Annotated in this window: 19 protein-coding genes; 13 read left to right on the top strand and 6 right to left on the bottom strand. The window is 64.3% G+C overall.

What is annotated here, in order from left to right:
* Positions 1 to 114: 114 nt before the first annotated feature.
* From plsY to topA, 3 genes are all read left to right on the top strand, one after another.
* Positions 115 to 729 carry a glycerol-3-phosphate 1-O-acyltransferase PlsY gene (gene plsY, locus MRBLSP13_RS10290; protein ID WP_363754364.1) on the top strand — a complete coding sequence of 205 codons (615 nt, stop codon included), beginning with the start codon at positions 115 to 117 and terminating at the stop codon, positions 727 to 729.
* Complete coding sequence (gene dprA, locus MRBLSP13_RS10285) at positions 726 to 1,808, top strand: DNA-processing protein DprA (protein WP_363754291.1); 1,083 nt, start codon at positions 726 to 728, stop codon at positions 1,806 to 1,808. The genes plsY and dprA overlap by 4 nt, the downstream gene beginning before the upstream one ends.
* Before the next feature lie 117 nt (positions 1,809 to 1,925).
* Positions 1,926 to 4,514, top strand: a complete 2,589-nt coding sequence (gene topA / locus MRBLSP13_RS10280; RefSeq protein ID WP_363754288.1) for a type I DNA topoisomerase — start codon at positions 1,926 to 1,928, stop codon at positions 4,512 to 4,514.
* Positions 4,515 to 4,580: 66 nt separating this feature from the next.
* Here the strand turns inward: topA and era are convergent, their stop codons facing one another.
* From era to lepB, 3 genes are all read right to left on the bottom strand, one after another.
* A complete protein-coding gene (gene era / locus MRBLSP13_RS10275; RefSeq protein ID WP_363734787.1) occupies positions 4,581 to 5,489 on the bottom strand; it encodes a GTPase Era in 909 nt (302 codons plus the stop codon).
* 72 nt (positions 5,490 to 5,561) lie between these two features.
* Positions 5,562 to 6,275 carry a ribonuclease III gene (rnc, locus tag MRBLSP13_RS10270; protein ID WP_363754285.1) on the bottom strand — a complete coding sequence of 238 codons (714 nt, stop codon included), beginning with the start codon at positions 6,273 to 6,275 and terminating at the stop codon, positions 5,562 to 5,564.
* On the bottom strand, positions 6,230 to 7,054 hold the full coding sequence (lepB, locus tag MRBLSP13_RS10265; RefSeq protein ID WP_133652043.1) for a signal peptidase I: 825 nt from the start codon (positions 7,052 to 7,054) through the stop codon (positions 6,230 to 6,232). Before lepB ends, rnc begins: the two co-directional genes overlap by 46 nt.
* Before the next feature lie 459 nt (positions 7,055 to 7,513).
* On the opposite strand from lepB, the gene pgi reads away from it, so the two are divergent.
* Both pgi and gor read left to right on the top strand, forming a co-directional pair.
* Positions 7,514 to 9,019 (top strand): glucose-6-phosphate isomerase, encoded by a 1,506-nt coding sequence (pgi, locus tag MRBLSP13_RS10260; RefSeq protein WP_363754283.1) that lies wholly within the window; start codon positions 7,514 to 7,516, stop codon positions 9,017 to 9,019.
* A gap of 91 nt (positions 9,020 to 9,110) precedes the next feature.
* Positions 9,111 to 10,457 carry a glutathione-disulfide reductase gene (gene gor, locus MRBLSP13_RS10255; protein WP_363754281.1) on the top strand — a complete coding sequence of 449 codons (1,347 nt, stop codon included), beginning with the start codon at positions 9,111 to 9,113 and terminating at the stop codon, positions 10,455 to 10,457.
* A 34-nt stretch (positions 10,458 to 10,491) separates the two neighbouring features.
* On the opposite strand, the gene MRBLSP13_RS10250 is transcribed toward gor, so the two are convergent.
* Both MRBLSP13_RS10250 and MRBLSP13_RS10245 read right to left on the bottom strand, forming a co-directional pair.
* Complete coding sequence (locus tag MRBLSP13_RS10250; protein ID WP_363754279.1) at positions 10,492 to 11,205, bottom strand: 2OG-Fe dioxygenase family protein; 714 nt, start codon at positions 11,203 to 11,205, stop codon at positions 10,492 to 10,494.
* Between the two features lie 76 nt (positions 11,206 to 11,281).
* Entirely contained in the window at positions 11,282 to 12,067 is a 786-nt protein-coding gene (locus tag MRBLSP13_RS10245; RefSeq protein ID WP_363734792.1) for an SDR family NAD(P)-dependent oxidoreductase, read from the bottom strand.
* A 108-nt stretch (positions 12,068 to 12,175) separates the two neighbouring features.
* Here MRBLSP13_RS10245 and MRBLSP13_RS10240 point away from each other — a divergent pair, with 108 nt between their 5' ends.
* The gene (locus MRBLSP13_RS10240) at positions 12,176 to 13,072 is read left to right on the top strand and encodes a LysR family transcriptional regulator (protein WP_363754278.1); all 897 of its coding nucleotides are present in this window, start codon (positions 12,176 to 12,178) and stop codon (positions 13,070 to 13,072) included.
* 53 nt (positions 13,073 to 13,125) lie between these two features.
* On the opposite strand, the gene MRBLSP13_RS10235 is transcribed toward MRBLSP13_RS10240, so the two are convergent.
* Positions 13,126 to 14,541 carry a helix-turn-helix domain-containing protein gene (locus MRBLSP13_RS10235; RefSeq protein WP_363734794.1) on the bottom strand — a complete coding sequence of 472 codons (1,416 nt, stop codon included), beginning with the start codon at positions 14,539 to 14,541 and terminating at the stop codon, positions 13,126 to 13,128.
* Between the two features lie 121 nt (positions 14,542 to 14,662).
* Between MRBLSP13_RS10235 and MRBLSP13_RS10230 the strand changes: the two genes are divergently transcribed.
* The 7 genes from MRBLSP13_RS10230 to MRBLSP13_RS10200 all read left to right on the top strand — a co-directional run bounded on the left by MRBLSP13_RS10230 (position 14,663) and on the right by MRBLSP13_RS10200 (position 24,180).
* Complete coding sequence (locus tag MRBLSP13_RS10230; protein ID WP_133652036.1) at positions 14,663 to 16,195, top strand: acyl-CoA carboxylase subunit beta; 1,533 nt, start codon at positions 14,663 to 14,665, stop codon at positions 16,193 to 16,195.
* 13 nt (positions 16,196 to 16,208) lie between these two features.
* Positions 16,209 to 16,649 (top strand): methylmalonyl-CoA epimerase, encoded by a 441-nt coding sequence (gene mce, locus MRBLSP13_RS10225; protein WP_363734795.1) that lies wholly within the window; start codon positions 16,209 to 16,211, stop codon positions 16,647 to 16,649.
* 1 nt (position 16,650) lies between these two features.
* Positions 16,651 to 18,804: a methylmalonyl-CoA mutase gene (gene scpA, locus MRBLSP13_RS10220; protein ID WP_363754276.1), complete on the top strand. Its 2,154-nt coding sequence runs from the start codon at positions 16,651 to 16,653 to the stop codon at positions 18,802 to 18,804.
* Positions 18,804 to 19,814 carry a biotin synthase BioB gene (gene bioB, locus MRBLSP13_RS10215; RefSeq protein ID WP_363754273.1) on the top strand — a complete coding sequence of 337 codons (1,011 nt, stop codon included), beginning with the start codon at positions 18,804 to 18,806 and terminating at the stop codon, positions 19,812 to 19,814. Before scpA ends, bioB begins: the two co-directional genes overlap by 1 nt.
* A 117-nt stretch (positions 19,815 to 19,931) precedes the next feature.
* Complete coding sequence (locus MRBLSP13_RS10210) at positions 19,932 to 21,932, top strand: acetyl/propionyl/methylcrotonyl-CoA carboxylase subunit alpha (RefSeq protein ID WP_363754271.1); 2,001 nt, start codon at positions 19,932 to 19,934, stop codon at positions 21,930 to 21,932.
* Between the two features lie 168 nt (positions 21,933 to 22,100).
* Positions 22,101 to 22,472 carry a tRNA-binding protein gene (locus tag MRBLSP13_RS10205; RefSeq protein ID WP_133652031.1) on the top strand — a complete coding sequence of 124 codons (372 nt, stop codon included), beginning with the start codon at positions 22,101 to 22,103 and terminating at the stop codon, positions 22,470 to 22,472.
* 115 nt (positions 22,473 to 22,587) lie between these two features.
* On the top strand, positions 22,588 to 24,180 hold the full coding sequence (locus MRBLSP13_RS10200; RefSeq protein ID WP_363754268.1) for an MFS transporter: 1,593 nt from the start codon (positions 22,588 to 22,590) through the stop codon (positions 24,178 to 24,180).
* Positions 24,181 to 24,199 lie beyond the last annotated feature (19 nt).

Raw genomic sequence — 24,199 nt, 5'->3', positions numbered from 1 at the left:
CCTTTCATCGGGCGGCTGCCCAGGCCGGGTTCCGGTGTGTGCAAGGCGCCCCTCCAAGGGTTGCCCGTCGCGCCGGGAACGCTATGGTCGCGCCGCAACCATAATGGCGAGATCATGACTCCTCCCTGGCTACTTCCCGCATTCGTCCTGCTGATCGGTTATCTGCTGGGTTCCATCCCCTTCGGCCTGCTGCTGACGCGCGTCACCGGCGCGGGCGACCTGCGCAAGATCGGGTCGGGGAATATCGGCGCGACCAATGTGCTGCGGACGGGACGCAAGGGGCTGGCGGCGGCGACGCTGCTGCTCGACCTGCTGAAGGGCGCGGCGGCGGTGCTGATCGGTTCGGCGCTGATCGAGGGCGGTGGGCCGATGGCGGGCGCCATGGCCTTTATCGGCCATTGCTATCCGGTCTGGCTCCGTTTTGCCGGTGGCAAGGGCGTGGCGACGATGATGGGCGTGGTGACGGCGCTGTACTGGCCGGCGGGAATCGTCTTCGCGGTCGTGTGGCTGGGGGCGTTGTTCGGGACGAAATGGTCCTCCGTCGGCGGCATGTCGGCGGCGGTGAGCGCGCCCGTCGCCATGTGGTGCCTTGGCCGGATCGACCTGGTCCCCGTCGCGCTGGCGCTCGCGCTGATCGTGCTATGGCGGCACCGGGCGAATATCGCGCGGCTTGCCAGGGGGACGGAGCCGAAGGTCGGTGCTTCGAAAAAGGCTGCGGCCGGGGAATGAGCGAGCAGGAGCGGTTCAACCGCCTGCGCCTGATCCGTTCGCCGCGCATCGGCCCCGTGACATTCCGCCAGTTGATGGCGCGCTTCGGCACGGCGGGAGAGGCCTTGCGCGCCGTGCCGGACATGGCGGCCCGGGGCGGGGGCAAGGCGAGCATCATCGACGCGCAGATCGTCGAACAGGAAATTGCGCGCAGCCGGGCGGCTGGCGCGCGCTATCTCATCATCGGTGATGCCGATTATCCCTTCCTGCTGGACCAGATGGAAGGCGCGCCGCCGGCGCTGATCGTGCGCGGGCATGTGTCGCTGGCGGGGCGCGAATGCGTGGCGATGGTGGGCGCGCGCAATGCCTCCGCCGCGGCATGCCGTTTCGCCCGAACGCTGGCGCAGGAACTGGGGCAGCGGGGCGCAGTGGTGGTTTCGGGGCTGGCGCGGGGAATTGACACCGCCGCGCATCAGGGCGCGCTGGAAAGCGGCACGATCGCTGTCATCGCCTGCGGCATCGACATCGCCTTTCCGCCTGAAAATGCGGAATTGCAGGAGCGGTTGGCGGAGGAAGGATTGCTGGTCACCGAGCATCCGCCGGGCACGCAGCCCCTGGCGCGGCAGTTTCCGGCGCGCAACAGGATCATCGCCGGGCTGGCGAGGGGCACCGTTGTCGTCGAGGCGGCGCCCAGGTCCGGCTCGCTGATCACGGCGCGGCTGGCGGGCGAGGCGGGGCGGGAGGTCATGGCCGTGCCCGGTTCCCCGATCGATCCCCGCGCCCAGGGATGCAACCAGCTGATTCGGGAGGGCGCGGTGCTGATCCAGAGCGCCGCCGACGTGATCGAGGCGATCGGCGCCATCGATCCGCGCATGGTTCGCCAGCCGGGAAGCGATTTTTCGGGCGAGCCGCCGTCGGGCGACGTGGCTGATCGGGAGCGGGCGTCGATCGTCGCGCTGCTGGGTCCGGCGCCCGTGCCGGTGGACGAACTGATCCGCTTGTCAGGCCTTGGCCCCGCGGTCGTGCAGACGGTGCTGCTGGAACTGGAGCTTGCAGCGCGGCTGGAGCGGCATGCGGGGGGAAAGGTCAGCCTGTCCTGAGCGCGAGCGTTATGCCGCATGTTCGGATGCCTGCTGCATCGCGGCGGGTTGACGGGGGGACAAAACAGCTTTCAGACTCGCGCGTGTACGTGAGAGACAATTTGAACCGGGGCATGAATGCAACTTGTCATCGTTGAATCGCCGGCCAAGGCGAAGACCATCGAAAAATATCTGGGCGGCGATTTCCACGTGCTGGCCAGCTATGGGCATATTCGCGACCTGCCGCCGAAGGACGGGTCGGTGGACCCCGACAACGGCTTTGCCATGAGTTGGGAAAATTATGGCGACAAGGGCAAGCAGCTGAAAGCCATAACCGATGAAGCCAGGAAGGCGACGCGCCTGATCCTGGCGACTGACCCTGATCGCGAAGGGGAGGCCATCAGCTGGCATGTGCAGGAGGTGCTGCGCGCCAAGAAGGCGCTGCCGCAGAAGGTCGACCGTGTCACCTTCAACGCGATCACCAAGCAGGCGGTGACGGATGCGATGGCGCAGCCGCGCGCGTTGGACGAGGATCTGATCGACGCCTATCGGGCGCGGCGGGCGCTGGATTATCTGGTGGGCTTTACCCTGTCGCCGGTGCTGTGGCGCAAGTTGCCGGGCGCCAAGTCGGCGGGGCGCGTGCAGTCGGTGGCGTTGCGGCTGGTGGTCGAGCGCGAGCGCGAGATCGAGAGTTTCGTGCCGCAGGAATATTGGTCCGTCGCGGCCGAGATGGAGCAGGGCGGACAGGGCTTCACCGCCCGGCTCGTCAGGTGGCGCGGCGAGAAGATCGACCGGCTGACCATCGGCAGGGAAGGCGACGCCATGGCCGCGAAGGCGGATGTGGAGGCGGGGCGCTTCACCGTCGAGAAGGTCGAGACCAGGCCGGTTTCGCGCAACCCTCCGCCGCCGTTCACGACCTCGACGCTCCAGCAGGAGGCGGCGCGCAAGCTCGGCTTCTCGGCCAGCCATACGATGCGGGTCGCGCAGCAGCTCTATGAGGACGGCGCGATCACCTATATGCGTACCGACGGCGTGCAGATGGACGGCAGCGCCATTTCCGCCGCGCGCAAGGCGATCGCGGAGCGCTATGACGGCGGCTATCTGCCCGAAAAGCCGCGCCAATATCAGACCAAGGCCAAGAATGCCCAGGAAGCGCACGAAGCCATCCGTCCGACCGAATTTGGTCGTGAAAAGGTCGGTTCGGGCGATCATGCGCGGCTTTACGACCTGATCTTCAAGCGGGCGCTGGCAAGCCAGATGGCTTCGGCGCGCATGGAGCGGACCACCGTCGATCTGGTGGATGCGACCGGGCAACATGGGCTGCGCGCCACGGGTCAGGTGGTGATCTTCCCGGGATTCCTGGCGCTCTATGAAGAGGGCCGTGACGATCCTGAGCGCGGCTCCGGCAAACAGGCCTCCGCCGATGCCGAGGAGGATGACAGCAAGCTGCTGCCGCGCATGGTCGCGGGCGACGCACCGGCGAAGAAGAAAGTGACGGCAGAGCAGCATTTCACCCAGCCGCCGCCGCGTTATTCGGAAGCGTCGCTGGTCAAGAAGCTGGAGGAACTGGGGATCGGGCGTCCGTCCACCTATGCCTCCACGCTTCAGGTGCTCAAGGACCGCGACTATGTGCGGGTGGAGAAGAACCGCTTCTTCGCCGAGGAGAGCGGGCGGCTGGTGACGGCCTTCCTCGAGCGTTTCTTCGAACGCTATGTCTCCTATGACTTCACCGCGGGGCTGGAAGAAGAACTGGACGATATTTCCGGCGGCCGCGCCCAGTGGCAGGCGGTGCTGGAAGCCTTCTGGCGCGACTTCAAGCCGAAGACCGCCGAGGTGATGGAGCAGAAGCCGTCCGACATCACGGCGGAGCTGGACAAGTTCCTGGAGCCGATGCTGTTTCCGCCCAGGGCCGACGGCAGCAATCCGCGCGCCTGCCCCATGTGCGGCGACGGGCAGTTGGCGCTGCGTGGCGGACGCTTTGGGGCGTTCATTGCCTGCTCCAACTATCCCGAGTGCAAATATACGCGGAAGTTCGGCCAGCCGGGCGGCAAGGAAGGCGACGAGGATACGGGTCCGGAGGTGCTGGGCAAGCATCCGGAGACCGGGCAGGACATCGTCCGGAAATCCGGGCGTTTCGGCCCCTATATTGAGATGGGCGAGGGGAAGGAGGCCAAGCGCGGTTCCATTCCCAAGGACCTGCCCGATGGCGAGATGACGCTGGATTGGGCCGTGAAGCTGTTGAGCCTGCCCCGCGAGGTCGGGCTGCATCCGGAGACGGGCAAGCCGATCGTGGCCAATATCGGGCGTTTCGGGCCCTATTTGCTGCATGACGGCAAATATGGCCGCCTGTCATCGACCGCCGAGATTTTCGAGGTGGGGATGAACAGCGCCGTCGCCAAGCTGGCCGACGCGGCGAACAAGGGCGGGCGGGGGGCTTCCTCGCGGGAGCCGTTGAAGGTGCTTGGCAAGCATCCGCGCACGGAGGCCGAGATCAAGCTGATGGCGGGGCGCTATGGCCCTTATGTGACCGATGGCACGACCAATGCGACCTTGCCCAAGACGATCGAGCAGGATGCCTTGACGCTGGAGGAGGCGGCGCAACTGATCGACGCGCGGGCTGCGGCGGCGCCGGCGAAGAAGGGGAAGAAGGCTCCGGCGAAAAAGGGTGCGGCCAAGAAGCCTGCTGCGAAAAAGGCGCCTGCGAAGAAGAAGGTGGCGGCGGAATAGCCATCCTTCAAGCGAGGCGCGACGTGCTCCTGCCTGCGCAGGAGCACGTCGCATTATTGGATGGATTCACTCCACCCAATCCAGACCGATGTCGCGGTAGATGAAGCGGTCATCCTCCCAATCCTCCTTCACCTTGACGTGGAGGTAGAGATGGACCTTGACGCCCAGCAGGCTGGCCAGTTCGGCGCGCGCCTTTGATCCGATTTCCTTGAGGCGCTGACCGCCCTTGCCCAGCACGATCGCGCGCTGGCTGGGGCGGCCGACCAGTATCTGCTGGTGGATTTCGACGGAACCGTCCTCGCGCTCGCTATATTTTTCGGTGTCCACTGCGGCGGCATAGGGCAGTTCGGCATGGAGTTGATGATAGAGCTGTTCGCGGGTGATCTCGGCGGCCAGCATGCGATCGGTGGCGTCGGAAACCTGATCCTCAGGGAAATGCCAGGGGCCTTCCGGCATGGCCCTGGCAAAGGCGGCCTTGAGTTCGGGAAGGCCATCGCCGGTGGCGGCGCTGACGAAAAATGTCTCGGCGATATCGAGCTGCTCGTAGAGCTTCTGGGTGTGGACCAGCAGCTTTTCCTTGATGGCGATATCGACCTTGTTGAGGATCAGCCATTTCTTTTCCGGGCGGGCGGCGAGGGCGGAAATGATCGGTTCCATCTTGGCGCCCAGTCCGGCCTTGCCGTCGACGACCAGCGCGATCAGGTCAGCGCCCTGCGCGCCGCCCCAGGCGGCCTGCACCATGGCGCGGTCCAGCCGGCGTCGGGGGGCGAAGATGCCGGGCGTGTCGACCAGCACCATCTGTGCCGCTCCCTCGATCGCGACGCCCATGACGCGGGTCCGGGTGGTCTGCGCCTTGGGGCTGGTAATCGCCACCTTCTGGCCGACAAGGGCATTTACCAGCGTCGATTTGCCCGCATTGGGGGCGCCGACGATGGCGATTACGCCGCAGCGTTGATTGTCGAGATCGATCGTCAAACAAGAACTCCGTTCACCCGGCGCCTTTCGCCGAGCTTCTTTCCTACCGTAAAATCAGGCTTTGGGACAGGATCAGCCGCTCAGCTTTTCCAACAGGGCCTTTGCCGCCGCCGTTTCCGCTTCCTGCTTGGAACCGCCCGATGCGCTTGCCTCGCCCGCGCCCCTGATGCTGACGGTGACCGTGAATTTCAGGGCGTGGTGCGGGCCGGAGCGGTCGGTCATCGCATATTCCGGCGGCTTGCGCTTGTTGGCGGCCGCCCATTCCTGAAGAGCGGATTTGGGGTGTTTGGGCGCGCTCGCTTGGGTATCGACGCGGTCGGCCCAGAGGCGGCGAACCAAGGCGCGGACTTCCTCCAGCCCGCCTTCCAGATAGAGCGCGCCGATCAGCGCCTCCATGACGTCGCCCAGGACATTGTCGCTGTCCGCGGCGCCATCGTCGCGGGCCTGCTTTCCCAGCACCAGATGAGCGGGAACCCCGGCGCTGCGGGCGACGTCGGCGCAGGTCTCGCCCGATACCAGGGCATTGAAGCGGCGGGAGAGCTTGCCTTCCGGTTCGCCGGAAAAGCGGTCATAGAGCCATTCCGCGACCAGCAGGCCGAGTATGCGGTCACCAAGAAATTCCAGCCGTTCGTAATTCACCGCACTGGCGCTACCATGGGTCAGCGCCTGATCGAAGGCGACCGGATCCCGCGGCGTGCGGCCGATCAGGGTCTTGAGCCAGCCTTCGGTGTCCGGTTTCGTCAAAAGCCTTCCCCGATCCGGCTCCAGCGCGCGGCGGTGAACCATGTCCAGGGCAGCAGCCAGTTCGCGCTGCCGTCGGTCGAGAAGACGGAGACCATCGCCTTCCCCACCAGATTTTCCTCCGGCACCAGGCCGATGCCGCCGCCTTCGACCGCCGGGAAGCGGCTGTCCGCGCTGCGATCCCGATTGTCGCCCATCATGAAGAGATGACCTTCCGGCACGACCACCGTGTCGCGGTCGTCGGCCGCGCCGTCCGGCACCAGGTCAAGCACATTGTAGCTTTTGCCGCCCGGCAGCGTCTCCCGATATTGGGGATAGCGGCACTGGCGCCCGCCATCGGGTGCGGCTTCCTCGAACTTCGGGCGGTAGCAGGGGGAGGGACTGCCTTCCTTTTCCGCCGCGTCGACCATATTGGGGGTGACGGGTATGACGAGGTCGGCCACCTTCTGCTTGGGAATCGCCTGGCCGTTCAGATAAACGGTGCCGCCGCGCACCGAGATCATGTCGCCGGGCAGACCGATGACGCGCTTGATATAGTCGTTCTTCTGGTTTGGCGGCGCCTTGAACACCACCACGTCGCCGCGATGGGGCGTGGATGCGAAGATGCGGCCGGGGATCAGCGGGATGCCGAAGGGCAGGGAATAGCGCGAATAGCCATAGGGCCATTTCGCCACCAGCAGATAATCCCCGATCAGCAGGCGCGGCTGCATCGATTCCGACGGGATGTTGAAGGGCGATACGATGAAGCTGCGAAGGACGAAGACGAACACCGCCAGCTTTGCGAGAAACCAGAGGAAATCCCGCGTTTCGGATTTTGCGCTCATGCTTTGGTCGTCTTTTCCTTCATTTCGCCCTGAAAACAGGCCGTCGCGGCTTTTGCGGGTTAGTAAAGCCGCCGTCAAGCGCGCTAGAGCGCGTCGCGTCAAATCCGACTCATCCAGCGCGTTCTATTCTTTTGATGTCGCATCGTTTTTGCGCAAAACCGGTTCCCGCTTCTGCGCACGATGCTCCAGGATGGATCGCCATTCAGCGCTGACGGCCCGCACATGATGATTTGCCGCGCTTCCGATGTTCCTATGCTGCACGAAAAACCGCCATTTTTCGGTTCGTCATCCTATGAAAGGTAACCCTTTTCGACGACCGGGCGATCGTCACCCGATAGACCCTTGCCGCCTGATTTTTCCTGCTTGACGGTGCAATAGCGGAACGACTTGGCTAGGATGGCAAGAATCGACAGGTGCAGCGTCGGTGTCGACCAACAGCGAAACAAGAGGATATTCCCAATGCCCAGCCCTGCACTGGCAGCGCTTTCGGCTCTTCCCCAGGCTGATCTGAAGTCCATCTTCACGACCGATCCCGACCGGTTGAGCAAATTCACCCTGACGCACGGGCCGATCCGCTTCGACTGGTCGAAGACGCACCTGACCGACGAATTGTTCGACGGCTTCCTGAAGCTGGCGGAGGAACAGGGCTTTGCCGCGCAGCGTGACGCCCTGTTCGCGGGCGAGGCGGTGAACAACACGGAAGGGCGCGCCGCCGAACATCCCGCCGAGCGGGGCGAGGGCAATGCGGACAGCGTGGCGCGGGCCAAGATGTTCCATGCGCGGATGCGCGCGCTGATCGATGCGATCGAGGGCGAGGCGCTGGGGCCGATCCGGCACATCCTGCACATCGGCATCGGCGGATCGGCGCTGGGCCCCGACCTGATCATCGACGCCTTGGGCGGGGACGGCGCGCGCTACGATGTCGCGATCGTCTCCAATGTGGACGGCACCGCCATGGAACGGGCGATTTCGCGTTTCGACCCGGAAGCGACGCTGATCGCTGTGGCGTCCAAGACCTTCACCACGACCGAAACCATGCTGAACGCGGCGAGCGCGATCAACTGGATGGTCGAGGCGGGCGTGGAAGACCCTTATGGCCGGGTGATCGCGCTGACGGCGGCGCCGGACCGGGCGATCGAATGGGGCGTGGACGAAACCCGCGTGCTGCCCTTTGCCGAAAGCGTGGGCGGGCGTTATTCGCTGTGGTCGTCCATCGGTTTTCCGGCGGCGCTGGCGTTGGGCTGGGACGCTTTCGAGAGCCTGCTGGAAGGGGCGGCAGCGATGGACCGGCATTTCCGCCTGTCCGATCCCAAGGCCAATGCGCCTTTGATCGCGGCCTTTGTCGACCAATATTATGCACGGGTGCTGGGTTGCCAGACGCGCGCGCTGTTCGCCTATGACGAGCGGTTGCGGCTGCTGCCCTCCTATCTCCAGCAACTGGAAATGGAGAGCAACGGCAAGAGCGTGACGCGGGACGGCCAGCCGGTGGACGGTCCCACGGCGCCGATCACCTGGGGCGGCGTCGGCACGGACGCGCAGCATGCGGTGTTCCAGTTGCTGCACCAGGGTACGATCCTGACGCCGGTCGAATTCATCGCCTCGATCGAGCCGGGCCATGCGCTTGATCCCGCGCATCACCGCGCGCTGCTGGTGAACTGCTTTGCCCAGGGCGCGGCCCTGATGCGGGGCAAGGACAATGCGGCCGATCCGGCACGGGCCTATCCCGGCAATCGTCCTTCGACCACGATCCTGCTGAATGACGTGACGCCGGAGGTGCTGGGCGCCCTGATCGCCTTCTACGAGCATCGGACCTTTGCCAATGCGGTGCTGATGGGGATCAATCCCTTCGACCAGTTCGGGGTGGAACTGGGCAAGGAGATTGCCAGGTCCATCGAGGCGGAGGGGCCGAGGGGGTTCGATCCCTCGACCATGGCGCTTATCGACATCGCGCTGGGCGGTGTTTGACGATCGGGTCTTTCCGGTTTCGGGAAGCAAGAAGCATTTGTAACTCCGCTGGCGAAGCTCCATATGCGGGCCCAGTCCAGCGGAGGGATGAATGAGCAATTACGACTTCGACCTTTTCGTCATCGGTGCGGGATCGGGAGGGGTCAGGGCGTCGCGGGTGGCCGCGGCGCACGGTGCAAAGGTCGCCGTGGCAGAGGAATATCGCGTCGGCGGCACCTGCGTCATTCGCGGCTGCGTGCCCAAGAAGCTGCTCATCTATGGCGCGCATTTTGCCGAGGACCTGAAGGATGCGCGGCGTTTCGGCTGGAACGTGCCCGACTGCGGTTTCGAATGGACGACGCTGCGCGACAATGTGCTGGCGGATGTCGACCGGCTGGAGGGGCTCTACAGGAACACGCTCGACAGCCACAAGGTCGAGCTGATCGCGGAACGCGCCACGATCACCGGGCCGCATGGCGTGAAGCTCGCCAGCGGGCGGCAGGTGAGCGCGAAACATATCCTCATTTCCACCGGCGCCTGGCCCATCATTCCCGATATCGAGGGCGCGGAGCATGGCGTGACGTCCAACGAGGTGTTCCATCTGGAGGAATGCCCCAAGCGGATCGTGATCGTCGGCGGGGGCTATATCGCCAATGAATTTGCCGGCATCTTCCACCAGTTCGGCAGCCATGTGACGATCGTCAACCGATCGGGCACGCTGCTGCGCGGCTATGACGAGCAGATCCGCGACCGATTGCTCCAGATCTCGACGATGAAGGGGATCAATTTCCGCTTCAATGCGGAGATGGAGAAGATCGAGAAGAATGAGGACGGCACATTATGCGTCCGGTTCAGGAACGGCGATCCCGTCGCCTGCGACCTGCTGGTCTTCGCGACCGGGCGCAAGCCGCATGTCGATGGGCTGGGCCTGGAAAATGCCGGGGTCGAGCTGAACGACAAGGGCGCGATCAAGGTCGATGAATATAGCCGCACGAGCTGCGAGAGCATCTATGCGGTGGGCGACGTCACCGACCGGATGCAACTGACGCCGGTGGCGATCCGCGAGGGGCATGCCTTTGCGGACACGGTGTTCGGGGACAATCCGCGCACGGTGGATTACAGCTGCATCCCCTCCGCCGTGTTCAGCCATCCGCCGCTGGCCGGCGTCGGCCTGACCGAAGCGCAGGCGAAGAACAAGCTGGGCACGGTGAAGGTCTATACGTCCGATTTCCGGCCGATGAAGAACGTGCTGGCCGGGCGGGACGAGCGGGCGCTCTACAAGATGGTGGTGGATGCGACGACCAATCGCGTGGTCGGGCTGCACATGATCGGGCCGGATGCGCCGGAGATATTGCAGGCGGCCGCGATTGCGGTGAAGGCGGGCCTTACCAAGCAGCAGTTCGACGACACGGTCGCCCTGCATCCGAGCATGGCCGAGGAACTGGTGCTGCTGAAATAGGATCGGGAGCGGAGGACGGGCTGCCCGGACGGGTTCAGCCCTCCGCCACGAAGGTCAGGACCAGCGCGTCGCGCCAGGCCGGTTGCGCCGGATCGACGCCATGGATCTCAGTGACGCCATGCAGGATGCGGTGGTCGTCGATCAGTACGGCATCGCCCGCCTGCGCCAGGGTGAATTCGCCCAGCGGCGTGCCGTCTGGAGAGCCGATCCGGGTCACGCCCTCGCCGACATTGGGGCGGTCGACCAGCATCACGAATACCCAGTCCACGCCGTCGCGGTGCATGCCCTCCGGCGTCGGGCGGCCTGCCTCCGCCAGGCTTGCCTCGATGCGGAACTGATGCATTTCGACATGCTGCGGCCCGGCGAGCGGGAAGCTGCGCGCGCAGAAGGCGAAGATGGAACACATCGCGCCATTGTCGATCGTGGCCTGTTCCACGGGGTCGAACCAGCGCTGCACGTCGCCGTTCAGCGGATTATAGTCGCGGCTCTGGAAATGGGGCTGATGCGGTTTGCGCGTGAACCGGCCCTGGTCGTAGGCGAAGGTCGCGTGGCGGCGGCGGCGGTAGCGACCGCCGTCCGCCATGTAGAGGTCGGGACCAAGATCGTTCCAGCTGCGGACGAGCGCTGCCCAGTGGTCCGCCGCGATCGCGAGCTGCCCGAACAGCCGGGGACCGTCCAGGCGCGCGAAGCCGGCGGCCTCCAGTTGCTGCCGAAGGGCGGTGTCCGCCAATATGTCCGTGTCGCGCATCCATCTTTCCTAACGGAACGGACGGACGAGCGACAGGGCCAGTTCCCGCATTCAGGATTGCCGCATGTTCCCGGGCTCAGGCGATCGTCGGAACGATCCCCCCTTCCGCCCTTATGGCGGCGCCATTGGTGACGGCAGCGAGCGGGCTGGCGAGATAGGCGACCATCGATCCGATCTCGTCCGCCTCTATCAAACGGCGGATGAGGGAGAGAGGTCGCATCGTCCGGAAGAACTCCGCCTCGCGATCGGCCTCCGGCGCGTCCTTGTTGTCGACTACGGACTGGATGAAATCGACTATCCCTTCCGACCGGGTGGGGCCGGGGAGGACGGAATTGACGGTCACGCCGGTGCCTCTGGTCTGTTCGGCAAGGCCGCGGGCGATGGCGAGCTGGGCCGTCTTGGTCATGCCGTAATGGATCATCTCTCCTGGGATCACCAATGCGCTTTCGCTGGCGATGAAGATGATGCGGCCCCAGTTCCGGTCGAGCATGCGGGGGAAATAATGGCGGGCAAGGCGCGCGCCGCTGACCACATTGACCTCGAAGAAGCGATGCCAGTCCTCATCCGAAATTTCGGTGAAGGGCCTGGCCTCATAGATGCCCAGATTGTTGACGAGGATGTCGATATCGGGCGCGGCCTCGACAAGGGTGGCTGCGCCGGCGGCCGTGGCTGCGTCGGCCAGTATCGGCCGGATCCTGCCCGATTGGGCGAGTTGCGCGGCGGCCTCCTCCAGCTTGTCCTGGTTGCGGCCGGTGATGACGACTTCGACACCTTCTTCGGCAAGGCGTTTGGCTATGGCAAAGCCGATTCCGGCGGTCGATCCGGTGACGAGCGCGGTCTTGCCGCTGAGTTTCAGATCCATGGGGCAACTCCTGTCTTGCGTGGTTGGGCGCAGAGGTAGGAGAAGCAGTCATTGATGATTAGAATGATCATCGTCACTATAGAAGTGATTCAGGATCATGAGTGACATATGGATAACCGCTTCGGGGACATAGAGACATTTCTGGCCGTGGCGCAGGAGGGCAGCCTTGCCTCCGCCGCCCGGACATTGCGGCTGACCCCGTCCGCCGTCAGCCGAAGCATCGCGCGGCTGGAGCAGCGTCTTGGCGTCACCTTGCTGCGGCGGACAACGCGATCCCTGGCGCTGACCATGGAAGGCGCGGCCTATCGGGACCGGATGACCGCCCTGATGGCGGAAATGACCGATGTCGAAAGCAGGCTGGGGCAGGAGGACCAGGGACCGCGAGGGCTGTTGCGGGTGAATGCCTCCGTATCCTTCGGCATCCACTGCCTCTTGCCGATCCTGCCCCGGTTTCTGGCGCGGCATCCGGCGGTGACGGTCGATCTGGCGCTATCCGACGCGGTGGTGGACCTGGTGGAGGAGAGGGCCGACATCGCCATCCGGATCGGACCGTTGCGCGACACGCGGTTGCGGGCGAAGAAGCTGGGGCACAGCCGCATGGTGCTGGTCGCCAGTCCCGCCTATCTGGCTGAGCGGGGCACGCCGCGCACGCCCGACGATCTTGAAGGGCATGACTGCCTGCAATTCAGCTTTCGCAGGTCGGTGGACAGCTGGGCGTTCCGGATCGGGGGGCGCACGGTGATGCGGCCGGTACAGGGGCGCTTCTTCGGCAATTCCGGCGAGGTCGTTCGGCAGATGGCGATCGCGGGCGGCGGCATAGCGCGGCACGGGCGGTTCCACGTCGCCGCCGACCTGCGGGAAGGTCGGCTGGTCGAGGTGCTGGGCGATTTCAGCACGGGCGACGGCGAGGATATTCACGCCCTCTATTCCGCTCAGGACCGGCTGGCGGCGCGGCTGAGGGCCTTTCTGGACTTTCTGGAGGAAGAGCTGGAACTGCCGGTTTAGGGCGGGTTTCGATCGGGATTCCCTTTCTTAAGCAGCGATGCCTGGAAATCGCTCTAGCCAATCCAGTAGGGCACGATCTGGCGGTTGTCGGGATCTACGCGGATTGGTCGGTCGGCCGGTGGGAAGGCACGCTGGTCGCAGCTTTGGCGGGGGCAGAGGCGGCAGGTAACGCCTATGGGGGTCGCCGCGCCCTCCACCTCCAGCTGCAGGCCGTCGGCATAGACGAAATTGGCGGCGTGCGCGATTTCGCAGCCCAGCACGACGGCGAAGCGGCGCGGCGTGCGGCTGTAGCTGCCGGAGGGTTTCACCAGCCCCTTCGCCATGGACACATAGCGCACCCCGTCGGGCGTTTCGCCGAGCTGCACGTTGATCCGGTCGGGGACCGCCACCGCTTCATGGACGTTCCAGAGCGGACAGGCGCCGCCGAAGCGGGCGAACTGCAACCGGGTGGCGCTATGGCGCTTGGTGATATTGCCGGCCATGTCGACACGGCAGAAGAAGAAGGGGATGCCCCGCAGGCCGGGCCGTTGCAGCGTCGAGAGGCGATGGCAGGCCTGTTCGAAGCTGACGCCGAAGCGGCGGGCGAGGCGGTCTATGTCATGGCGCACTTCGCGAGCGGCTTCGCGGAAGGGCGCATAGGGCATCAGCAGCGCCCCCGCGGCATAGTTGGCAAGGCCGATGGCGAGCAGGCGGTCCGCGCCGGGGACGGGCAATGCCGCCTTGTTGACGACGTCGGCGATCACGGCCTGCCCCTCCAGCATCGTCAATTGATGGGCGAGCATGAACTTGCGGCTCTCGGTCGGGAGGGCGGCGTTCACGAACAGCCGCTTTTCGCTGCTGGTATAGGAGCGGAGAGCGGAATCCGGCGTTTCCGCGATCAGCGTTTCAATGCCGTGGCGACGGGCGAGCGCCTCCACCAGCATGCCTTCGTCGAGCGTCTGGCCGGCGGTGAAGCTGGCAGCCATGTCCTCCGCCAGGCAGTCCAGGACATGGACGTAATTGCCCGCTTCGTGGAACCAGTCGCGCGCCGCCTCCCAGGGGAGGCGGGCCTGCACCGCATGGTCGTTGGCGATCGCCTCCTCGATCATGTTGATGCGTTCATTGGCGCGCATATGGGCATTGTACAGGTCGACATAGCGCGCCGCGAATTCGGGGAATTGCAGGTGCAGCTTCTCGATCCGTTCAGGCTCCATTGGGACGCCGGGCAGTTCGGGATGGGCAAGGGCGAAGGTGAAGGCGCCAAGAAGCTGCTCCTCCTCCCGGCTGTCGAAGCTGGCCCAGTCAGTGGGAAAGGCGCTGGCGACGGCCGCCTTGACCTTCGCCGTCAGGGGGCGGTCGTCATTCTCAAGCTGACTGAGATAGGATACCGATATGCCGAGCGCATGCGCCATGGTCGACTGGTCCATGCGATGGTCCAGGCGGAGCTGGCGCAGGCGCGGACCTGCGAAGATTCGATTGCCACGAGCCATGGATCGTCCATAATTTGCAAAATCGCGATTTGCAAATTGGCAAAATTGCATTTGCGAAAATGCGGAAAGATTGAAATGGGGCGGACATAGACGTCCGCGACACGCCGGAGAAAAGCCAGATATGTCGAAGCTCGCCATTATCGAACAGCTCGAAGCCAAGCGGGAGGCCGCCCGTCTGGGTGGCGGACAGCGCCGCATCGACGCGCAACATGCCAAGGGCAAGCTGACCGCGCGAGAACGGCTGGACGTGCTGCTGGACGAGGACAGCTTCGAAGAGCTGGACATGTATGTCGAGCATAACTGCATCGACTTCGGCATGGATGGGCAGCATATCCCCGGCGATGGCGTCGTCACCGGATCGGGCACGATCAACGGCCGGCTGGTTTACGTCTTTTCGCAGGATTTCACCGTCTATGGCGGCGCGGTGTCGGAACGGCACGCGATGAAGATCTGCAAGATCATGGACATGGCGCTGAAGGTCGGTGCCCCTGTCATTGGCCTGAATGACTCGGGCGGCGCGCGCATCCAGGAAGGCGTGGCATCGCTGGCGGGCTATGCGGAGATTTTCCAGCGCAACGTGCTGGCTTCGGGCGTAGTGCCGCAGATCAGCGTGATCATGGGGCCGTGCGCGGGCGGTGCGGTCTATTCGCCTGCCATGACGGACTTCATCTTCATGGTGAAAGACAGCAGCTTCATGTTCGTGACTGGCCCGGACGTGGTCAAGACCGTCACCAACGAGGTGGTGACGCAGGAGGAACTGGGCGGCGCGGTGACGCATACGACCAAGTCCGGCGTGGCGGACGTGGCGTTCGAAAATGACATCGAGGCGTTGCTGGCGGTGCGCGACTTCGTCGATTTCCTGCCGGCGTCCAACAAGGAACCCGTGCCGGAACGGCCGAGTGCGGACCCGTGGGACCGGATCGAGGAAAGCCTGGACACGCTGATCCCGGCCAATGCGAACCAGCCCTATGACATGCATGAGCTGATCCGCAAGGTGGTGGACGAGGGCGATTTCTTCGAGGTGCAGCCAGCGCATGCAGGCAACATCCTCTGCGGCTTCGGGCGGATCGAGGGCAAGACGGTCGGCATCATCGCCAACCAACCGATGGTGCTGGCGGGTGTGCTGGACATCAACTCGTCCAAGAAGGCCGGGCGGTTCGTGCGCTTCTGCGACGCGTTCGAGATTCCGATCGTCACCTTTGTCGATGTGCCGGGCTTCCTGCCGGGAACGGCGCAGGAGCATAGCGGCATCATCAAGCATGGCGCGAAGCTGCTGTTCGCCTATGCCGAGGCGACCGTGCCGAAGATCACCGTCATCACGCGCAAGGCCTATGGTGGCGCCTATGACGTCATGTCCTCCAAGCATCTGCGCGGCGACCTCAACTATGCCTGGCCGACCGCCGAGATCGCGGTGATGGGCGCGAAGGGCGCGGTGGAGATCATCTTCCGCGGCAAGACGCCGGAAGAGATTGCCGAGAAGACGAAGGAATATGAGGACCGCTTCGCCAATCCCTTCGTGGCGGCGAGCAAGGGCTTCATCGACGAGGTGATCCAGCCGCACTCCACCCGCAAGCGGATCGCTCTGGGCCTGCGCAAGCTGCGCAACAAGAGCCTCGAAAACCCGTGGAAGAAGCACGACAATATTCCGCTCTGAGGAGAGGGCAGTCATGAAACTCGGTCGCTTGAACCATATCGGCGTTGCCACCCCCTCGCTGGAAGCGTCGCTGGCCTATTATCGCGACGTCATGGGCGCGACGCTGACGCACGAGCCGTTCGACCTGCCCGCCCAGGGCGTGAAGGTGTGCTTCGTCGATACGCCGGGCGAAAATGGCACGGCGGGCACGCAGATCGAGCTGATCGAGCCTTTGGGCGAGAACAGCCCGATCCACGGCTTCATCGCCAAGAACCCGGCCGGTGGGCAGCATCATATGTGCTATGAAGTGCCCGACATTCATGAAGCCAAGGCCTGGTTCGAAAAGCTGGGCAAGAAGGTGCTCGGCGAGCCGCGCATCGGCGCGCATGGGACGCTGATCTTCTTCGTCCACCCCAAGGATATGAACGGGGTGCTCACTGAAATCATGGAAACGCCGAAAGAGGGCGCGCATTGATATGACCGAGAAGCCGACGCTGGACCAGTGGGCCGCCGCCGCCGCCAAGGAGGTGAAGGGCAAGGATCTGAACTGGCATACCCCGGAAGGTATCACGGTGAAGCCGCTCTACACGGCCGAGGACGTGACCGTCGATCCGGGCCTGCCCGGCTTCGCACCGTTCACGCGCGGGGTGCGCGCGTCCATGTATGCGGGGCGCCCCTGGACCATCCGGCAATATGCGGGCTTCTCGACGGCAGAGGAATCCAATGCCTTCTATCGCCGCAATCTGGCGGCGGGGCAGAAGGGGCTCAGCGTCGCCTTCGACCTTGCCACCCATCGCGGTTATGACAGCGACCATCCCCGCGTCGTCGGCGACGTCGGCAAGGCTGGCGTGGCGATCGACACGATCGAGGACATGAAGATCCTGTTCGACGGCATTCCGCTCGACCAGATGTCGGTTTCCATGACGATGAACGGCGCGGTGATCCCGATCCTCGCCTTCTTCATCGTCGCGGGCGAGGAGCAGGGGGTCGAGCGCAAGTTGCTCGACGGGACCATCCAGAACGACATCCTCAAGGAGTTCATGGTCCGCAACACCTATATCTACCCGCCTGAACCGAGCATGCGTATCATTTCGGACATTTTCGGCTATACCAGCCGCGAGATGCCCAAGTTCAACAGCATCTCCATCTCCGGCTATCATATGCAGGAAGCTGGGGCGACGCAGGTGCAGGAACTGGCCTTCACCATCGCGGATGGTGCGGAATATGTGCGCTATGGCGTGGCTTCGGGCCTCGATATCGACAAGTTCGCGGGGCGGCTGAGCTTCTTCTTCGCCATCGGCATGAACTTCTTCATGGAGATCGCCAAGCTGCGCGCTGCCCGCGTGCTGTGGCATCGGGTCATGACGAAGCTGGGCGCGAAGGACGAGCGCAGCAAGATGCTGCGCACCCATTGCCAGACGTCGGGCGTGTCGCTGACCGAGCAGGACCCCTATAACAACGTCATGCGCACCACCATCGAGGCGATGGCGGCGATGCTGGGCGGCACCCAGTCGCTGCATACCAATGCGCTGGACGAGGCGATCGCGCTGCCGACCGACTTTTCGGCCCGCATCGCGCGCAACACGCAGATCGTGATCCAGGAAGAGACCGGCATGTGCAATGTCGTCGATCCGCTGGGCGGCAGCTATTATATCGAGAGCCTGACCCAGCAACTGGTCGACGCGGCGCAGGAGATCATCGACCGCGTCGAGGCCGAGGGCGGCATGGCGAAGGCCGTGGGCGCCGGCTGGCCCAAGGCGATGATCGAGACCGCCGCCGCCGCCCGTCAGGCGCGGGTCGACCGGGGTGAGGACGTCATCGTCGGCGTCAACAAATATCGCCTGGCGAACGAGGACCTGCTGGAAACGCTGGAGGTCGACAATACCAAGGTTCGCGAGGCGCAGATCGCCCGCATCAACCGGGTGAAGGCAGAGCGCGACGAGGCTGCGTGTCAGGCCGCGCTGGATGCGCTGCGTGCAGCGGCGGCGGGGCCGCAGTCGATCGAGAACAACCTCCTTGCCCATGCGGTCGAAGCGGCGCGGGCGCGGGCCACGCTGGGCGAAATCTCCTCCGCCATGGAGGACAGCTTCAACCGTTACGGCACGGTGCCGACGCCGGTGAAGGGCGTCTATGCCGAGCCTTATGCGCAGGACAGCCGCTGGAAACAGGTACTTGACGGGGTGCAGGCCGTCGAGCGGCGCCTCGGTCGCAAGCCGAAGATCCTTATCGCCAAGATGGGGCAGGACGGCCATGACCGGGGCGCCAACGTGATCGCGTCCGCCTTTGGGGACATGGGTTTCGACATCGTGTCGGGTCCGCTGTTCCAGACGCCGGAGGAAACGGTGGTGCTGGCGCTCGACAGCGGCGTCGATGTGGTGGGGGCTTCGTCGCTGGCCGCGGGGCACAAGACGCTGATCCCCGAACTCATCCGGCAGCTTCGGGAAAAGGGCCGGAACGACATCAAAGTGATCGCGGGCGGGGTCATTCCGCCGCAGGATTATGACTTCCTCCGTGACGCGGGCGTTCAGGGGATTTATGGACCGGGCTCCAACGTCGTGGAATGCGCCGCAGATGTGCTGCGCCTCCTCGGCCACAACATGCCCCCGGCGGGGCTGGAGGAAGCCGCATAATGACACCCACTGCCAAAGTCCTTGGCCGCACTGACTGGACCCGCGACGAGATCGCCGCGCTGTTCGACCTGCCCTTCAACGACCTGATGTTCGAGGCGCAGTCGATCCACCGGGCGAATTTTCCGCGCAATGAAGTGCAGTTGTCGACCCTGCTGTCGATCAAGACGGGCGGCTGCCCGGAGGATTGCGGCTATTGCAGCCAGTCGACCGAGGCGGAAAGCGGCCTCAAGGCCACCAAGCTGATGGACGTGCAGGCCGTGCTCCAGGCGGCGGCGCAGGCCAAGGACCATGGTTCGGGCCGTTTCTGCATGGGCGCTGCGTGGCGCAATCCCAAGGAACGGGACATGCCCAAGCTCATCGAAATGGTGAAGGGCGTTCGCCAGATGGGCATGGAAACCTGCATGACGCTGGGCATGCTGTCGTCGACCCAGGCGAAGCAGCTCGCGGATGCGGGGCTGGATTATTATAATCACAATATTGACACTTCGCCGGAAAATTACGCCAACGTCATCACCACCCGGACCTTCGAGGATCGGATCGAGACGCTGGAAAATGTGCGCGATGCAGGCATCAATGTGTGCTGCGGCGGGATCGTCGGCATGGGCGAGACGCGGAGCGACCGGATCGGCTTCCTGCATGCCCTGGCCACCATGCCCCACCCTGAGAGCGTGCCGATCAATGCGCTGGTTCCCGTCGAGGGTACGGTGTTGGGCGACATGCTGAAGGACACGCCGCTCGCGAAGATCGACGAGGTGGAGTTCGTCCGCACCGTCGCCGTGGCGCGTATCGTCATGCCGCAGTCGATGGTGCGGCTCTCGGCAGGTCGCGAAAGCATGAGCGAGGCGTGTCAGGCGCTGTGCTTCATGGCGGGCGCGAACAGCATCTTCACCGGCGACAAGCTGCTGACGGCGGCGAACGCTGGCGACGACAAGGATAGTGCGCTGCTTTCCAAGCTTGGGCTGACACCGATGATGGCGCAGCCGCATGGGCATTTGGAAGCGGCGGAGTGAGAAAGGGGCTGCCGCTGTTAATCGGCGGCTTCTTCATCTTCATCCTTGTCCTTTGGACTATCCAGACAATCGTTTTCCTTAGAGATCATACATAAAGAGCGGAAGCCGAGGACATAGATGGCAATCACCAAGATCCTGATCGCGAACCGTGGCGAAATTGCGTGCCGCGTCATCCGCACGGCGCGGAAGATGGGCATCAAGACCGTGGCGGTCTATTCGGATGCGGACGCGCGCAGTCCCCATGTGCTGATGGCGGATGAGGCGGTGCATCTCGGCCCGCCGCCTGCTGCCCAGTCCTATCTGCTGGCCGACAAGATTATCGAAGCCTGCAAGGCGACCGGCGCGGACGCGGTGCATCCGGGCTATGGCTTCCTTTCCGAGCGTGAGAGCTTCCGCAAGGCGCTCGACGCTGAGGGCATCATCTTCGTGGGGCCGCCCGCCAATGCCATCGCCGCCATGGGCGACAAGATCGAGTCCAAGAAACTCGCCAAGGCCGCGGGCGTCAATGTGGTTCCGGGCTATGTCGGCGTGATCGAGGATACGGAGCATGCCGTCCGCATCTCCAACGAGATCGGCTATCCGGTGATGATGAAGGCTTCGGCCGGCGGCGGCGGCAAGGGCATGCGCCTTGCCTATAGCGAGCAGGACGTGCGCGAGGGCTTTGAGGCGACCAAGCGTGAAGGTCTCAACAGCTTTGGCGACGACCGCGTCTTCATCGAGAAGTTCATCGAAAGCCCGCGCCATATCGAAATCCAGATACTGGGCGATCAGCACGGCAACATCGTCTACCTCAACGAACGCGAATGTTCGATCCAGCGTCGCCACCAGAAGGTGGTGGAGGAAGCGCCTTCGCCCTTCGTATCCCCTGAAATGCGCAGGAAGATGGGCGAGCAGTGCGTCGCCCTGGCCGGCGCGGTCGGCTATTTCAGCGCGGGTACGGTCGAACTGATCGTGTCAGGCGCGGACAAGACCGGCGACGGATTCTACTTCCTGGAGATGAACACCCGCCTGCAGGTGGAGCATCCGGTCACGGAAGAAATCACCGGCCTTGACCTGGTCGAGCAGATGATCCGCGTCGCCAATGGCGAGGAACTGTCCTTCCGCCAGGAGGATGTGAAGATCAACGGCTGGGCGATCGAGAACCGCGTCTATGCGGAGGATCCCTATCGTGGCTTCCTGCCTTCGACCGGCCGCCTGATCCGCTACAATCCGCCTGAAACGGGTGCGGACGAAACGGGCGCGCTGGTGCGCGTGGATGACGGCGTGGTCGAAGGCGGCGAGGTCAGCATGTTCTACGACCCGATGATCGCCAAGCTGATCACCTGGGCGCCGACCCGTCTGGAGGCCATCGACAAGCAGATCGCGGCGCTGGACCTGTTCGAGATCGAGGGGCCGGGGCACAATATCGACTTCGTCTCCGCGCTGATGCAGCATGAACGCTTCCGTTCGGGCAACATCACCACCGGCTTCATCGCGGAGGAATATCCGGAGGGGTTCACCGGCGCGCCGGCTTCCGAAACGCTGCTGAAGCGCCTGTCGGCCATCGGCGCCTTCGCCGCCATGGCGCAGGCGGACCGGGCGCGGCGGATCGACGGGCAGTTGGGCAAGCGCCTGTCTCCGCCGACCGATTGGCAGGTGAAGATCGGTGACGCGATCCACGATGTCGTGATCAACGGCGATGACGTCACGGTCGACGGCGAAGCCATGGAACTGGCGCTGGAATATACGCCCGGCGACCGGCTGATCGAGGCGGAGTTCGGCGAGGAGCAACTGGCGGTGAAGATCGCGCCGGTGCGGTCGGGCTTTGTGCTGACCGTCCATGGCGCCAGCCACAAGCTGCGCATCCTGCCCGCCCATGCGGCGGTGCATGCCCGGCACATGATCGAGAAGATCCCGCCAGACCTGTCGCGTTTCCTGATCTGTCCGATGCCCGGCCTTCTGGTCGCGCTGAACGTCCGGGAAGGGGACAAGGTCGAGGCTGGCCAGCCGCTTGCCGTGATCGAGGCGATGAAGATGGAGAATATCCTGCGCGCGCAGAAGGCGGGCGTGATCAAGAGCGTGTCCGCCGCGCAGGGCGAAAGCCTGCCGGTGGATGCGATCATCCTGGAACTGGAATAATCGGGCGGCGCCAAGGGAAAGTCGGGATGCGCCTCTCGACTTTTCCGCCGCCGGCATTGCGAGCGATCGGTTCCGATCGCCTGGAAATCGCTCTGGATTTCTTGCTTTCCGCGATTTCTTAACCAGCGATCGGTTCCGATCGCTTGGAAATCGCTCTAGCATGACCGCATGCATGTGAACCACGATTCCGGGGCGGTCGCCGCCGACCCCATCGGCTTCGACGATTTCCTGAAGGTGGACATCCGCGTCGGCACCATCGTTTCGGCAGAAGCTTATCCGGAGGCGCGCAAGCCCGCCTACAAGCTGCTGATAGATTTCGGGGCTGCCATCGGGCTGAAGAAATCAAGCGCGCAGATTACCGAAAATTATGCGGTCGAGGAACTGGCGGGCCGGCAGGTCGCGGCGGTCGTCAATTTTCCGCCGCGGCAGATCGGGAAATTCATGTCCGAGGTGCTGACTTTGGGTTTCGCGGATGAGGCGGGAGCGGTGATGCTGTTCGCGCCCGACCGGGTGGTGCCGAACGGGTCTCGCCTGTTCTGATCGGTAGGGCATAACCGGCCGGGGCAGATGCGCTGCCGATGCCGATCGCGCTTGCAGGGGTTCGGTGCGGCGGTAGAACGGGCTCAGGGAAATCGTGCAGTCGAACGGGGGTGGAATGAGGGACGATGCGGCCGACGCTGACTATGTGATGGACGCAAGGCGCGACCGGCTGGTAATCACCGCGTCGGCGCTCGGCACATTATTCGAATGGTATGATTTCTACATCTACGGCGTGTTGGCTCCGATCATCGGCAGGACATTCTTCCCGACCGACAATCCGACCGTCGAACTGCTCTATTCTCTCGCGGGGTTCGCCGTCGGCTTCGGCTTCAGGCCGCTGGGCGCCGTGTTGTTCGGCTATCTGGGCGACAGACTGGGGCGGAAATATACCTTCCTGGCGACGATCATGCTGATGGGGGCAGCAACGGCGGGGGTCGGGCTGACGCCTTCGGCCGCAAGCATCGGCATTGCCGCGCCGATCATCCTCATCACGCTGCGCATTGCGCAGGGACTGGCGCTTGGCGGCGAATATGGCGGCGCCGCCATCTATGTCGCCGAACATGCGCCCCCGCGCCGGCGCGGCTTTTACACCAGCTTCATCCAGGCCGGCGTGATCGGCGGCTTCATCCTTTCCCTGATCGTCGTGATCGGCACGCAATGGATCGTCGGCAAGGCGGTATGGGACGATTGGGGATGGCGGCTGCCCTTCATCTTCTCGCTGGCGTTGCTGGCGATTTCGCTCTGGATGCGGCTGATGCTGCGCGAAAGCCCGGTGTTCGTGGCGATGAAGGCGGGGGGCGCGCAATCCCGCAACCCGCTGAAGGAAGCCTTCACCTATCCCGGCAACAAGCGGCGGATGCTGGTGGCGATGATCGGGATCGCGGCGGGCTTTACCGTCATCGCCTATACGGTGATGTTCCAGGCGCTCTATTTTCTTCAGAACGGGCTGCATGTTGCGCCTGGCATGGCGCAGCTCCTCGTTGGCGGCAGTGCTTTTGCGGGCGTGGCGGCCTTCATCTTCTTCGGCTGGCTGTCCGACCGGGTGGGCCGGAAAAAGCCCATCGTCATCGGCTATGCGCTGGTCCTGCTGCTGCTGATGCCGCTTTATCAATTCATGGGCAGCATGGCCAATCCCGCCCTCTATCAGGCGGCGCAGCGCGCGCCGGTGGTCGTGAGCGGGCCTGATTGCCGCTTCGACCCCTTCGCCAAGGTTCAGCCAACCGCCTGCGGCAAGTTGCTCGATCATTTTTCCAAGCGCGGCATTCCTTATGAAAAGCGCGAGGCCGCGGTGTCCTCCGTCAGCATTGGTGCGGCGAGCGTCGCCGATATCAGCGCGCAAGGGCTGGATGCCGCGCTGCATGACGCGGGCTATGCCTCCGCGCCCGTGACGCCGGACTGGCCCCGCGCCATGCTGCTTTTCATGGCCCTGTTGCTGCTCTGGACGCTGTCGGGGGCGACCTATGGGCCGGTGGCGGCGTTGCTGTCGGAATATTTTCCGGCGCGGATACGCTATAGCTCGCTGTCGATCCCCTATCATATCGGGACCGGCTATTTCGGCGGGTTCCTGCCGCTGGTCAGCCAGTATATCGTGGCGCGGACGGGGGATCCCTATGCCGGGCTGTGGTATACGATGGCTGTGGTGGCGGCGGCGCTGCTGACCTGCATCATCGCCCTGCCGGAAACGCGCGGGGCACGGATGGATGCCTGATCCCTCGACGCTGGCGTCG

It is taken from the genome of Sphingobium sp. LSP13-1-1.1, assembly GCF_040676415.1.
Taxonomy (GTDB): Bacteria; Pseudomonadota; Alphaproteobacteria; order Sphingomonadales; family Sphingomonadaceae; genus Sphingobium.
The sequence above is the reverse complement of the archived record's forward strand: the minus strand, read 5'-3'. Positions and strand labels throughout refer to the sequence as shown.

Excerpts from the sequence above, each read along its gene's own strand:
- MRBLSP13_RS10235 (WP_363734794.1), bottom strand. The coding sequence starts at position 14,541 with ATGGCTCGTGGCAATCGAATCTTCGCAGGTCCGCGCCTGCGCCAGCTC.
- MRBLSP13_RS10230 (WP_133652036.1), top strand. The coding sequence starts at position 14,663 with ATGTCGAAGCTCGCCATTATCGAACAGCTCGAAGCCAAGCGGGAGGCC.
- mce (WP_363734795.1), top strand. The coding sequence starts at position 16,209 with ATGAAACTCGGTCGCTTGAACCATATCGGCGTTGCCACCCCCTCGCTG.
- MRBLSP13_RS10240 (WP_363754278.1), top strand. The coding sequence starts at position 12,176 with ATGGATAACCGCTTCGGGGACATAGAGACATTTCTGGCCGTGGCGCAG.
- gor (WP_363754281.1), top strand. The coding sequence starts at position 9,111 with ATGAGCAATTACGACTTCGACCTTTTCGTCATCGGTGCGGGATCGGGA.
- bioB (WP_363754273.1), top strand. The coding sequence starts at position 18,804 with ATGACACCCACTGCCAAAGTCCTTGGCCGCACTGACTGGACCCGCGAC.
- topA (WP_363754288.1), top strand. The coding sequence starts at position 1,926 with ATGCAACTTGTCATCGTTGAATCGCCGGCCAAGGCGAAGACCATCGAA.
- lepB (WP_133652043.1), bottom strand. The coding sequence starts at position 7,054 with ATGAGCGCAAAATCCGAAACGCGGGATTTCCTCTGGTTTCTCGCAAAG.
- dprA (WP_363754291.1), top strand. The coding sequence starts at position 726 with ATGAGCGAGCAGGAGCGGTTCAACCGCCTGCGCCTGATCCGTTCGCCG.
- pgi (WP_363754283.1), top strand. The coding sequence starts at position 7,514 with ATGCCCAGCCCTGCACTGGCAGCGCTTTCGGCTCTTCCCCAGGCTGAT.
- MRBLSP13_RS10245 (WP_363734792.1), bottom strand. The coding sequence starts at position 12,067 with ATGGATCTGAAACTCAGCGGCAAGACCGCGCTCGTCACCGGATCGACC.
- plsY (WP_363754364.1), top strand. The coding sequence starts at position 115 with ATGACTCCTCCCTGGCTACTTCCCGCATTCGTCCTGCTGATCGGTTAT.
- MRBLSP13_RS10210 (WP_363754271.1), top strand. The coding sequence starts at position 19,932 with ATGGCAATCACCAAGATCCTGATCGCGAACCGTGGCGAAATTGCGTGC.
- scpA (WP_363754276.1), top strand. The coding sequence starts at position 16,651 with ATGACCGAGAAGCCGACGCTGGACCAGTGGGCCGCCGCCGCCGCCAAG.
- MRBLSP13_RS10250 (WP_363754279.1), bottom strand. The coding sequence starts at position 11,205 with ATGCGCGACACGGACATATTGGCGGACACCGCCCTTCGGCAGCAACTG.
- rnc (WP_363754285.1), bottom strand. The coding sequence starts at position 6,275 with ATGGTTCACCGCCGCGCGCTGGAGCCGGATCGGGGAAGGCTTTTGACG.
- MRBLSP13_RS10205 (WP_133652031.1), top strand. The coding sequence starts at position 22,101 with ATGCATGTGAACCACGATTCCGGGGCGGTCGCCGCCGACCCCATCGGC.
- MRBLSP13_RS10200 (WP_363754268.1), top strand. The coding sequence starts at position 22,588 with ATGAGGGACGATGCGGCCGACGCTGACTATGTGATGGACGCAAGGCGC.